The 12583-nt window shown below is 63.1% G+C and carries 10 protein-coding genes; 7 read left to right on the top strand and 3 right to left on the bottom strand.

Annotated features, from left to right (window positions below):
• Positions 1-286: 286 nt before the first annotated feature.
• Both mrcB and hrpB read right to left on the bottom strand, forming a co-directional pair.
• On the bottom strand, positions 287-2647 hold the full coding sequence (gene mrcB, locus ABD997_RS10040; protein WP_345316877.1) for a penicillin-binding protein 1B: 2361 nt from the start codon (positions 2645-2647) through the stop codon (positions 287-289).
• Positions 2648-2668: 21 nt separating this feature from the next.
• Positions 2669-5137 carry an ATP-dependent helicase HrpB gene (hrpB, locus tag ABD997_RS10035; RefSeq protein ID WP_345316876.1) on the bottom strand — a complete coding sequence of 823 codons (2469 nt, stop codon included), beginning with the start codon at positions 5135-5137 and terminating at the stop codon, positions 2669-2671.
• 124 nt (positions 5138-5261) lie between these two features.
• Between hrpB and thpR the strand changes: the two genes are divergently transcribed.
• Together thpR and ABD997_RS10025 are read left to right on the top strand one after the other, a co-directional pair.
• A complete protein-coding gene (thpR, locus tag ABD997_RS10030) occupies positions 5262-5822 on the top strand; it encodes an RNA 2',3'-cyclic phosphodiesterase (RefSeq protein WP_345316875.1) in 561 nt (186 codons plus the stop codon).
• 168 nt (positions 5823-5990) lie between these two features.
• A complete protein-coding gene (locus ABD997_RS10025) occupies positions 5991-6350 on the top strand; it encodes a group I truncated hemoglobin (protein WP_345316874.1) in 360 nt (119 codons plus the stop codon).
• 318 nt (positions 6351-6668) lie between these two features.
• Here ABD997_RS10025 and pepB read toward each other — a convergent pair whose 3' ends face one another.
• A complete protein-coding gene (pepB, locus tag ABD997_RS10020; protein WP_345316873.1) occupies positions 6669-7946 on the bottom strand; it encodes an aminopeptidase PepB in 1278 nt (425 codons plus the stop codon).
• A 160-nt stretch (positions 7947-8106) separates the two neighbouring features.
• Here pepB and sfsA point away from each other — a divergent pair, with 160 nt between their 5' ends.
• From sfsA to folK, 5 genes are all read left to right on the top strand, one after another.
• Entirely contained in the window at positions 8107-8817 is a 711-nt protein-coding gene (gene sfsA / locus ABD997_RS10015) for a DNA/RNA nuclease SfsA (protein WP_345316872.1), read from the top strand.
• A 184-nt stretch (positions 8818-9001) separates the two neighbouring features.
• Positions 9002-9448, top strand: coding sequence for an RNA polymerase-binding protein DksA (gene dksA / locus ABD997_RS10010; RefSeq protein ID WP_345316871.1), 447 nt, complete (start codon positions 9002-9004; stop codon positions 9446-9448).
• Positions 9449-9514: 66 nt separating this feature from the next.
• Entirely contained in the window at positions 9515-10408 is an 894-nt protein-coding gene (gluQRS, locus tag ABD997_RS10005; RefSeq protein ID WP_345316870.1) for a tRNA glutamyl-Q(34) synthetase GluQRS, read from the top strand.
• Positions 10409-10548: 140 nt separating this feature from the next.
• Entirely contained in the window at positions 10549-11901 is a 1353-nt protein-coding gene (gene pcnB / locus ABD997_RS10000; protein WP_425557066.1) for a polynucleotide adenylyltransferase PcnB, read from the top strand.
• Entirely contained in the window at positions 11901-12383 is a 483-nt protein-coding gene (gene folK, locus ABD997_RS09995; protein ID WP_345316869.1) for a 2-amino-4-hydroxy-6-hydroxymethyldihydropteridine diphosphokinase, read from the top strand. The genes pcnB and folK overlap by 1 nt, the downstream gene beginning before the upstream one ends.
• Positions 12384-12583: the final 200 nt, after the last annotated feature.

Genomic DNA, 12583 nt, shown 5'->3' with positions numbered 1-12583 from the left:
CACCTAGCACCTAGCACCTAGAACCTAGCACCCAGCACCCAGCACCCAGCACCCAGCACCCAGCACCCAGNTAGAACCTAGAACCTAGAACCTAGAACCTAGAACCTAGAACCTAGAACCTAGAACCTAGAACCTAGAACCTAGAACCTAGAACCTAGAACCTAGAACCTAGAACCTAGAACCTAGAACCTAGAACCTAGAACCTAGCACCTAGCACCTAGCACCTAGCACCTAGAACCTAGAACCTAGCACCTAGAACCTAGAACCTAGCTCTTCGCTCCTGGCTTCAGAATCCCAGCAGACGCTCAAACCAGTTGCGATCCTCTGCGGTCTTGCTGTCACCTCCGGTGCAACCCCGGGGATCCGGCCAACTGACCCTGTCCGCAGGCACGGCCGCCGCACCCCGGCAGCGGGCAGCCACCGGCTGGCCCTGGGCATCGAAGTGACCGTCGGTGATCTCCACCGGCCTTGGCAGCACCAGCGAGAGCGGCTCCCGCTTGGCCAGGTAGCTCTGGTACAGCGGCAAGGCTGCAGAGCTGCCGTAGAGCCCGGCGGCACTGTTGTCATCGCGACCGACCCAGGTCACCACCACATCACGGTCATCGAACCCGGCATACCAGGCATCACGGCCCTCACTGGTGGTACCGGTTTTGCCCGCCAGGGTGAGCCCGGGATACTGCTGTTTCAGGCGCTTGGCGGTGCCCCGCTCGACCACCTGGGTCAGAGCGTAGTTGGTCAGCCAGGCGGCCCCCTCCGGCAGCACCGCTTCGGACGCCGGCATCGGCTCCACCAGACGTTCGCCCTCACTGTTGAGGACATGACCGATGGCGTGCAAAGGACGATAGCGCCCGCCATCCGCCAGGGTGTGGTACAGCTGGGCCACCTGCAGCGGACTGGCGTCCAGGGCGCCGAGCAGCAGCGCCGGGGTGTTGGTCAGTCGCGACGACCATCCCGCCTTGCGCAGGGTGGTGTTCACCGCATCCAGCCCCACCGACATCCCCAGGTTGACTGTAGGAATGTTGTAGGAGTGCACCAGAGCATCGAGCAGGCTCACCTCACCGCGGAACGCCTTGTCCACGTTCTGCGGCTCCCAGACCTGACCGGCACTGCTTTTCATGCTGATCGGCTCATCCTCTAGGGGGGTGCGCAGGTTGAACTGCTCCGGTGCCGCCAGCGCCGTCAGGTAGACGTGAGGTTTCAGCAGCGAGCCCACCGGACGACGAGCATCCAGGGCACGGTTGAACCCCTTGAAGTTGGGCTCCCTGTCCGCCACCAGGGCCAGGACACCGCCATGGTAGCGATCCACCACCACCATCGCCGCCTGCAGCTGGTCATCGTTGCGGTCGCGGCTCAGCTGGCTGATCCCCTCCCGTACGGCGTACTCCGCCGCCTGCTGGGCCAGCGGGTCCAGGGTGGTGTAAACCCGCAGACCGGACTGGTCCAGCACCTGGTCACCGAAGCGCCGGGCCAACTCCCGCTGCATCAGGCCGCGAAAGCCCGGCAGTTTATGCCGCTGGCGCCAGTTGGGATCCCTCAGTTGCAAACCCCGGCTGGCGTTCTGCTCATAGTCATGGCGGCCGATCATCCCCTCTTCAAGCATCATCTTCAGCACCAGGTCGCGCCGCTGCAATGCCCGCTCCGGGAAGCGCCAGGGGTTGTAGTAACTGGGGCCCTTAATCATCGCCACCAGCAGGGCCTGCTGCGCCAGGTTGAGCTCATCCAGCGGGGTGCCGAAGTAGTGCCAGGCTGCCAGCCCCACCCCATGTACGGCGATGGCCCCATCCTGGCCCATGTAGACCTCGTTGAGGTAAGCCTCGAGGATCTCATCCTTGGGGTAGCGGAAGTCGATGATCAGCGCCATCAGCGCTTCGTTGGCCTTGCGCACATAACTGCGTTCGTGGGTCAGGAAGAAGTTCTTGGCCAACTGCTGGGTTAGGGTACTGCCCCCCTGTACGGTGCGGCCAGCCCTGGCGTTGACCAGCGCCGCCCGCGCGATGCCGGTGAGGGAGAGGCCGTGGTGCTCGTAAAACTCCTGGTCCTCCGTGCGCAGCAGCGCCGTCACCAGGGTATCGGGGATCTCGGCACGGGGCACAAAGAGGCGATCCTCTCGCTCTCCGGTGAGGATCCTATCCAGCAGCAGTGGCTCCAGCTGCAGGAAACCCAGGTCCCGCTGGTCCTGGCTACGCACCACCCGGTGAACCCGGTTGTCCTGGAAGTGGATGGTGACTTTCAGCGGCGTTTCGGCGCCGTTTGGGCTCTGGAAAGCGCGACGGTAGATCTCGATGCGATCAACAGCGACACCGAACTCCCCCTCGGACTGAACCCGGCCGGTGTTTCGGTAGCCCAGCAGTGCCAGTTCCTGCTTCATCTGCCCATGGGTGATGGGGGCACCGGGGTAGATCGACATCGGCCGGGCAAACACCTGCGCCGGAAGAAAGAATTTCTGACCTTCAAACTTACGGGCGATCTGGGTATCCAGGTAGATGCCGTAGACGCCCACCACCGCCGCCACCACCAGGGTGATCTTGCCCATCAGGATCATGGGCGCACGCCAGCGACTGCGCTGAGTGCCTTTGCGACGGGACTTTGCCACCGGTTTTTTCTTGCCGCTGGCTTTGCTTACAGGTTTGCTTCGGCGTTCGGCCATGACCGCAATACCATCCTTTAATCAACTGAATTTCTTTGTTCTTTTGGTGGGCTGAGTGTTGGCCGGATCATCCGGCCAGAGGTGTTTGGGATAGCGTCCGCGCATCTCCTTCTTCACCTCCTGCCAGGCCCCCTGCCAGAACGCCGCCAGATCTTCGGTGATCTGCAGCGGACGTCGTGCCGGCGAGAGCAGCTCCAGGGTCACCGGCAGTTGGCCACGGGCCAACCTCGGGGTTGCGCTCTGGCCGTAGATCTCCTGCACCCGGACCGCCAGTCTGACGCCATCCTCGTGGTACTGCAACGTCAGCGCCGATCCGGTCGGTACCGTCAGGGTTTCCGGCAGTTCCGAGGCCAGCATGCTCTGCAGCTCCCAGGGCACCCGGTTTTTCAGGATCCCATAGAGATCCAGCTTGGCCAGGGCGCCAAAGCGAGTGATCCCGGTCAGGTAGGGGGTCAACCACTGCGCCAGTTCCCGCTCCAGGGTGGCGTCGTCCAGCGCCGGCCAGGCCAGTTCCCCCAGGTAACGCTGCGCCAGTGCCACCCTGTGCTGAAGCGCCCGGCTGCGATCTGTCCAGGGCAGGCACGCCAGGCCACGCCGACGGATCTCCGCCAACAGGGCGGAGAGGTGATCTTCCGGCTGCAGATCGGAGCAGGGCTCGCGGGCGGTGATCAAGGCGCCAAGCCGGGTTTGCTGCTCCGCCCGCAGGACCCCACTCTGGCGGTCATAATGGGCGCTGCGACAACGGGTAAACAGGTGCGGTGCAACCGCCTCCAGGGCGGGCAGGTCCAGCTGCACCGCCAGGTGGATCAGGCCATCGGAGCGTCCGGCCCGTTCACTGAGACTGGCCACCGCCAGGTAGGAAGTGCCCAACAGGGGGTCCTGCTCCGCCAGGGTCGCACCACTGCCGTTACTCAACTGGTAGCGCAGGCCGTTATCCCGGCAGGCGGCAATCCTGTCCGGGTAAGCCAGTGCCAGCAATACCCCCGCCTCACTATGGTGCGCCTCCCGCTCCCTGGCCCGGCCACCCCGCGTAAGCTGGCGAAACCACTTGTTCGCCATCTGGCCATGGCGACCACTACTGGCGGCGGTGAGACGCCGGCCCAGATCGGCGCCGAGATCCCGTCCCCGCAGGGGATCCCCCTCCTCCAGGAGGGCCGCAAGCAAACAGGCCAGCTTGAGACTGCCGGGCTGGGCCGCTTCCCGCTCCAGCCCCCGCAACAGCATCAGCCCATGGCGCGGATCCGCCCCCAGCCCCTGCACTCGGCGCCCCAGGGCGGTGATCCGCCCGTGATCATCCAGCAGCGCCAGCTGCTGCAACAGCTGCCGGGCCCGAGCCAAGGCATTGCCCGGTGGCGGACTGAGCCAGCTGAGTTCATCCGCCTGGCTGCCCCAGGCCGCCAGCTCCAGCACCATGGGGGCGAGATCCGCCCGCTGGATCTCCGGCGTCTCCGCCTCCGCCAGCCCCTGCTGCATCGCCTCGCTCCACAGCCGTACACAGTGGCCGGGCATCAGGCGACCCGCCCGGCCCGCCCGCTGGGCGGCAGAGGACTGGCTGATGCGGGCGAGCTCCAGGCGGGTCTGGCCGCTGCGCAAATTCATTCCCGCGCGACGCTGGTAACCGGAGTCCACCACCACGGTGATCCCGTCGATGGTCAGGCTCGACTCCGCCAGGTTGGTGGCCAGCACCACCTTGCGACGTCCCGGAGCCGGGACTGCCACTGCCCTGTCCTGCTCAGCCGCACTGAGCTGGCCGTAGAGAGGGCAGAGATCCACCTCTCTCCCGACACGCTCTCTCAGCTGGGCCTCCACGGCACGGATCTCCCCCATCCCAGGCAGAAACACCAGGAGATTGCCCTCCCGCTCAGACAGCTGCCGCTGCACCTGGCTCACCAGGGCCCCCAGCCAGGGCTGCCCGGCGGGCACCGGGGCATACTCCAGGGATACCGGGTAGCTGCGCCCCTCGCTCTCCAGCAGGACCGCCTCCGGCAGCAGCGTCTTGAGCGGCTGCCCCTGGAGGGTGGCGGACATCAGCATCAGGGTCAGGTCATCCCGAAGTCCAGCCTGCACCTCCAGCGCCAGCGCCAGCGCCAGATCCGTCGCCAGGTGGCGCTCATGCACCTCATCGAACAGCACAAGCCCCACACCAGACAGCTCAGGATCTGCCTGGATCATCCGGGTCAGCACCCCCTCGGTCACCACCTCCAGCCGGGTGTCGTCGGAGACCTTACTCTCCCCCCGCACCCGCAGGCCGACCCGCTGGCCCACCCGCTCTCCAAGCTGAGTCGCCAGAAAACGGGCGATCATTCGTGCGGCCAGGCGACGGGGCTCCAACAGCAGGATCTTGCCGTGGATCTCGGGCCAAGCCAGCATCGCCAATGGCAACGCGGTGGACTTGCCCGCCCCTGTAGGGGCACGCAGAATCAACTGATTGTGTTGCTTCAGGTTTTCGCGGATGCTGGGGAACAGATCCTGGATGGGCAGTGTCGACAACTCCGAGACTCTCTTATCTGGGCAGGCGGAAAATTCCGGCCTAGTGTACTGTCCGGCCCCCTTAAGCGCCAAATGAGAGCCAGTAAGGGCTGACGACCCATTTACCCTAAACGAGGAGACTTTGATGGCCGCAAGGCTCTTTTTCGCCGTCCCTCTGGACCGCATTAACCAGCTGGCGCTGATCCGTCAGCAAGCCAGGCTCAGCGGTGTCCTCTCACGCCCAGAGATGGCGGAGGGTGAAAAGAAACCTCACCGTCCCGCCCGACTGGTGCCCGTCGCCAACCTCCACCTGACCCTGGCATTTCTGGGCAACGTCACCCAGTCCCAGCGCCAGGCCCTGTTGGCACGCTGGCAAACCTTGGCGGTGCCCCGGGTCACTCTCACCCTCGACGGTCTGGCACATTGGCCCCGGGCCAGGGTGATCTGCCTGACCACCCAATACACGCCACCACCCCTGTCGCAACTGGCCAATGCCCTGCGTCGGGATGCCGCCTGCCACGGTCTGCATGCCAGTCAGCGTGGCTTTCGACCCCATATCACCCTGTTTCGGGATGTGGGCCCCCTGCCCGCCGGGCCTCTCACCCTGACTCAGCCCATCACCCTGACCATCAACAAGGTCGCGCTGATGGAGTCGGTGTTCGAACCAGGGGGGGTGCGTTACCAGAGCATCAAAACCTGGGAATAAAGCGGGAAGGTGCGCCAGCTAAAGGGCTCACCGAATTGATGCCCAATGGATTCTCGAGGGGTCGCTACGCCCCGAAGACGTCACGGCGGGTTAGTTTAGCCGCCGCTCCAACGGCGTGACGATGGGCTATCCTCACTAAGTTTCGAGCACCCCGCGGAGGACAGATTTATGGCAGTTTCCCTTTATGAAAGGCTCGGTGGTACCGAAGGGATCACCAGGATCGCCAGCGATCTGGTCGATCTGCACCTGGCCAACCCGAGAATCGCTCCTCGATTTGCGGACAGAGACGTGGCCGCCCTGAAACAGGGTGCCGGCACCTTTTTCATCTCAGGAACCGGTGGACCGGCGGTCTACGAGGGTAAGGATATGCTGGCCACCCACCGGGGCATGAACATCGACAGCAGCGAGTTCCTCGCCGTGCTGGATGATGCTCTGAAAGCCCTGGACAAGAACGAGATAGGGCAACGGGAAAAGGAAGAAGTGCTCTACATCCTCTACAGCATGAAAGCCCATATTGTTTTGGTTTAGATCCCCATATAGAAGGCTGGCAGCGACGCCGAAACGCTGGCCGGGATCCTCGGCAAGCTCAATGGGGCAGCTTCTGCTTGGCGGAGACCTGGGTTCAACCAAGATCAAAACCCTCTAGCACTTCGCCCAATCGTAGGGGACCTGGCAGATAGATGAACAGTTCATAATACCTTCCCACTTGACGACCCGCGTTGCTCTGAACAAAACGCCCCGCCGGACTGACCCGGCGGGGCGTTGTCATGCTGAGCTTCAATCCCAGTTCCCAGTTCCTAGTTCCTAGTTCCTAGTTCCTAGGACCTAGGACCTAGCGCCTAGTACTTACGCATCCAGCAGCAGCTTGGTCACGGTCAGCAGGCCCAGGGCGGTCGCCCCTTCACCATTCAACCCGTTACCGGCGACGTAGCTGCCCGCCAGATCCAGGTGGATCCACCCCTTCGGCGGGGTACCAGCGAAGCGGCTCAGGAAGCCCGCAGCATTAGAAGCACCGCCGTGGCCGCCCCCTTTCACCGGGGCCGAGTTGGCGGTATCGGCAAACGCGGAGGGGCACTTGTCGGCGTGGAAGGGAGCCAGTGGCAGGCGCCACAGCCCCTCACCGACCGCGTTGGCTGCGGCCAGTGCCTCGGAGGCCACCAAATCATCGGCACAGAACAGGGCATTGTAGTCACTGCCCACCGCCACCATGGCCGCACCGGTGAGGGTCGCCGCATCGATGATCCGCTCGGCACCCGCTTCGTTAGCGGCGATCAAACCATCCGCCAGCACAAGCCGTCCCTCGGCATCGGTGTTGACGATCTCGACACTGGTGCCGTTCTTGTAGTGCAGGATATCGCCCAGCTTGTAGGCATGACCGGAGACCAGGTTCTCCGCACAGCAGAGGTAGAGTTTCACCCGCTTGCTCAGGCCCTGACGGATCGCCAGCTTCAGCGCAGCCGCCACGGTGGCCGCGCCGCCCATGTCACACTTCATGGTAACCATGCCCGCAGAGGGCTTAAGGGAGTAACCGCCGGAATCGAAGGTGATCCCCTTGCCCACCAGGGCAACGCTGACCGGCGCATCGTGATCGCCGGTGGGGTTGTAGTCCAGTTCCAGCAGCACCGGTGGGCGGTCGCTGCCACGGCCGACACCATGGATCCCGACCCAGCCTGCGGTCAGGAGGGCATCGCCGACGATCTGGCGAGTGGTGATATGCTCCGGTGCCAGGCCGGACAAGCGCTCTGCCACCTCATCCGCCAGCACTTCCGGGCTCAGGGCTTCCGGGCTGGCGTGGGTCAGGGACTTGAGCCACAGGGCAGCGTCACGCTGCGCGTCCAGGGTTTCCCCATCGGACGCCCACTGGATAGTGCCGGGCTCCATCGCCTCACCGAAGCCGCAGGCAAAACGCCACTGCAGGGCAGGGCTCCAGCCCTCTCCGACCAAAGCCACGTCACGGAGTCCCTGGCTAGTCAGCTTTCGCGCCGCGGCCTGTACCGCCTGGCCCCGATCCGCCGCATCCGCCAGGTGAATGGTGGCGGTCTCGTCGGCGAAGCTGATGGCACTCTTACCCCAATGCGCCGGGGCGGGCAGGTCACTCAGGACGATGGTCAAATGGTTGCTCATGATGGTTTCCCTCTTGGTCCTTCCTTATGGTGGCAGGCAGTGTAACATCCTGACTACTTCCTGCAGCACTGCATCCACCGGCGACGGTGACACCGGGAGAGGCCTCCCCCGTGATAGAGTGTGGTCCTGCTTTTACTGTCACCGCTCAAAGGGAGCCGACGTGCAATTTCCCACCCCCCTGCAATCCGCCACTCTGGTGAAACGCTACAAGCGTTTCCTTGCGGATGTCATCTGCGACGACGGCCGTGAATTGACCTTGCACTGCCCCAATACTGGCGCCATGACCGGCTGTGCCGAGCCGGGCTGGACCGTTTGGTTCTCCGATTCTGGCAACCCCAAACGCAAGTATCCCTGCACCTGGGAGTGGGTAGAGAGCGATCGTGGCCACCGCATCATGGTGAATACCGGTCGGGCCAATGCCCTGGCCCAGGAGGGTATAGAGGCGGGGCTGCTGCCGGAGTTGGCCGAGTACCCAAATCTGCGCCGTGAGGTGCGCTACGGTCAGGAGAACAGCCGAATCGATCTGCTGCTGCAGGGCGAAGGGCTGCCGGACTGCTACGTCGAAGTAAAGAACGTCACCCTGCTTGAGGAAGATGGCCAGGGCTACTTCCCGGATGCGGTGACCACCCGGGGACAGAAGCACCTGCGGGAACTGATGGCGATCTGCGCCGAGGGAGAGCGGGCGGCGATCCTCTTTATCGTGCCCCACAGCGGCATCGACCGGGTGGCACCGGCGGCCCACATCGATCCCGACTACGCCCGGCTTTGTCGAGAAGCCCGGGACGCAGGCGTCGGCTTTTTTGCCTTGAGCTGCGCGCTGGATCCCCATCAGGCACGTCCCCTACACCTCCTGCCCGTCACTTTAGATTGACAAAATAGTCATTTGTGATAACAAATTGGTCCTGTTAGATCGCTTTATTGATTTGCGCCAGATCACAAGAGATTGTGCTGATGATAAATCCGGTTCGCAGGGATTTGCGTAAACGAGATCCATCTGATATAGATACCGCCCCAATCAGAGGATTGCCTCTCGTATTAGTAACAGGAGACGCCTGATGCCGCAGGGCAAGACAAAAAAAATTGGCGTATTGGCCTACGCCAACGTGGAACCTTACCGGGAAAAACCGGGTGAGGAATACATGAACGAGAAGCAACTGGCTCACTTCAAGACCATCCTGGAAGCCTGGCGCAACCAGCTGCGGGAAGAAGTGGATCGCACTCTGCATCACATGCAGGACGAAGCCGCCAACTTCCCCGACCCGGTGGATCGTGCGGCCCAGGAAGAGGAGTTCAGCCTCGAGTTACGCACTCGCGACCGCGAGCGTAAGTTGATTAAGAAGATCGAAAAGACCTTGATGAAGGTTCAGGATGATGACTTCGGCTTCTGCGACTCCTGCGGCATCGAGATCGGGATCCGACGCCTGGAAGCGCGTCCGACCGCAGATCTTTGCATCGACTGTAAGACCCTGGCAGAGATCAAAGAGAAGCAGATGGTGGGCTAAGCCCGCCTCGCTCACAGGGACGGGAGGCATGGCCTCCCGTTTTTGATCCTACGGATACCCATCCCGATGCCCGACTCAGCCCATTATATCGGTCGCTTCGCCCCCTCCCCCTCTGGCCCTCTGCACTTCGGCTCCCTGGTTGCCGCCGTCGGCAGCTATCTCCGTGCCCACAGCCGGGGCGGACACTGGCTGGTGCGGATGGAAGATCTTGATCCGCCAAGGGAGGTGTCCGGTGCCGCCGACGAGATACTGCGCACCCTGGAACGCTTCGGCCTTGAGTGGCACGGCAGCGTGCTCTACCAGAGTCAGCGCTACCCTCGTTACCAGGCGATCCTCGACCAGCTGCTGGAGCAGAGCGAGGCGTACTATTGCGACTGCACCCGCAAACGGATCAAAACGATTGGCGGCGTGTACGACGGCCATTGCCGTGACAGGGCGCTGGGGCCCGAGGGCAGTGCTATCCGGCTGCGCAACCGGGCCGCGGTCAGCCAGTTTGACGACCGACTGCTAGGGCCCATCCAGACCGAACCCGCCTTTGCCGCAGAGGATTTCATTCTGAAGCGCCGCGATGGCCTCTACGCCTACCAGCTGGCCGTGGTGCTGGATGACCATGACCAGGGGATCACCGAAGTGGTCCGGGGTAACGACCTGCTGGAAGCCACCGTGCGCCAGTGCTCCCTTTACTCGCAGCTGGGCTGGTCGGCCCCAGACTTCCTGCACCTGCCCCTGGCGGTCCAAACTGACGGAAAGAAACTCTCCAAGCAAAACCATGCCCCTGCGCTGACGGATGGGGAGTGTAGCGCTCAGTTGGCCCAGGCCCTGGCGTTTCTCGGCCACCCCCTGCCCCAGAGACTTAGCCGTGCCCCGGTGCGGGAACAACTTCGCCATGCCGTGGCCAATTTCAGCCTGGACGCCCTGCCCCGTCATCGCCACGCACTCGCCCCCACATCACCCTATTGAGCCTACGGCTTATCATTTAACCAACCTTGGTATATCATTGCGCGCCATACGCAGGCGCCACTGACACTCACCAGTTTGAGCGCCTCATCCCCAGGCAATGAAACTGAACGAGGTGTCCCATTCTTAAACGCCTGACAAAGCTGGCTAAACGACTGATAGGTGGCGACAGCGCCGCCCCAGCAGAAGCCAAACTGGCGGTGATCCCCCGGAAACAACACGGGATCAGCCGCGACGACATCAGCGAAAACGCGTTGAAAGTGCTGTACCGACTCCACAAGGGAGGCTTCGAAGCCTACCTGGTGGGCGGCGGCGTCCGCGACCTGCTGTTGCGTCATCAACCCAAAGATTTCGATATCGCCACCAACGCCACGCCGGAGCAGGTTCGTCGCCTGTTCCGCAACTGCCGTCTGGTCGGGCGCCGGTTCCGCCTCGCCCATATTCTGTTTGGCCGTGACATCATCGAAGTGGCAACCCTTCGCGGCCATCATCAAGAGACGGGTAAGCACGCCAAACAGGATGACAGTGGCCGACTGCTGAGAGACAACGTCTACGGCACCATCGACGAGGATGCCGAGCGCCGTGACTTTACCGTCAACGGCCTCTACTACGACATCAGCGACTTCAGCGTACGCGACTACTTCGGTGGCATGGAGGATCTCAAGGCCCGGCGACTGCGCCTGATCGGCGATCCCGCCACCCGGTACCGGGAAGATCCGGTGCGGATGATCCGCGCCGTCCGCTTCGCCACCAAGCTGGATTTCACCATCGACAAGAGCGCCGCCAAGCCGATCCCGGCAATGGCAAATCTGCTCAATACCATCCCGCCGGCCCGCCTGTTCGAAGAGACCCTCAAGCTGCTGATGTCCGGTAAGGGATTGGACAACTTCCGCATGATGCGGGAACTGGGCCTCTGGGGGCCGATGTTCCCGATGCAGGAGAAGCAGTTGGCCCGCTCTCCCGAGGGCAAGGAGCTGCGCTTGATCGAGGCGATGCTGAAAAACACCGACGATCGAGTCAACGCCGATATGCCGGTCACCCCAGCATTCCTCTACGCCGCCCTGCTATGGTACGTGGTAGAGGAGAAGGCGGAAGCCAAGTGTCAACGGGGTATCGCACCCTTCGACGCCCTCACCGCCGCCTGTGGCGAGGCGATCAGCAGCCAGTGCAAAACCGTTTCCCTGCCGCGGCGCTTTACCACCCCGGCACAGGAGATCTGGCAGTTGCAGGGGCGTCTGGACAAGCGCTCCGGTGCCCGCGCCTTCCGTCTGATGGAGCACCCCCGCTTCCGCGCCGCCTACGACTTCCTGCTGCTGCGGGCCGAGGCGGAACAGGACCAGGAGTTATTGGAACTGTCTCGCTGGTGGACCCGCTTCCAGGAATGTGACGAGCAGGCTCAGCGCCAGATGGTGCGTGCCCTTGGGGGCGATGGCCGCCGTCGTCGCAAACCCCGTCGCCGCAAGCCACGCAGCGATAGCGGTAAAAGCGACGACTGATGACGCGCTGCTTTATCGGCCTCGGCAGTAACCTCGGCAACGGCCCCGCCACCCTGGCGCGGGCCCTGGCGATGCTTACCGAACTGCCGCAAACGCGGTTGCTGGACCGAAGCGGCCTCTACGGCAGTCCGCCAATGGCGGGGATGGCACAGCCGGATTACACCAATGCGGTGGCGGCACTGGAAACAACGCTCTCCCCCCTGGCTCTGCTGGATGCCCTGCAGGAGATCGAGCAGGCGCTGGGACGGGAGCGACATGAGCGCTGGGGCTCGCGAACCCTGGACCTGGACCTGCTGCTTTACGGCGATGCGGTAATGCAGAGTGAACGCCTCACCCTGCCCCATTACGGCATGGCGGAGCGCGCCTTCGTGCTGATCCCCCTGTTCGAGCTGGCTCCGCAACTGGTGCTGCCCGATGGCCGTCAACTGACCACCCTGCTGGCCCAATGCCCGGCGCAGCCCCTGTATCGCCTCGATAGCTGAAAAAAGCGGGCACTAGGTCCTAGGTTCTAGATCCTAAAAGCCCAAAAGCGGGCACTAGGTCCTAGGTTCTAGATCCTAAAAGCCCAAAAGCGGGTGCTAGGTGTAGACTTCCAACACGTTGTTCACACCAAGTCGGCTGACTGGTGGTTTTCTATCCAAGCTCCCGTGGGGTCTGACGTGGTTATACCATGACAGGTAAC

It is taken from the genome of Ferrimonas gelatinilytica (genome assembly GCF_039544205.1).
Classification (GTDB): Bacteria; Pseudomonadota; Gammaproteobacteria; order Enterobacterales; family Shewanellaceae; genus Ferrimonas; species Ferrimonas gelatinilytica.
The sequence above is the reverse complement of the archived record's forward strand: the minus strand, read 5'-3'. Positions and strand labels throughout refer to the sequence as shown.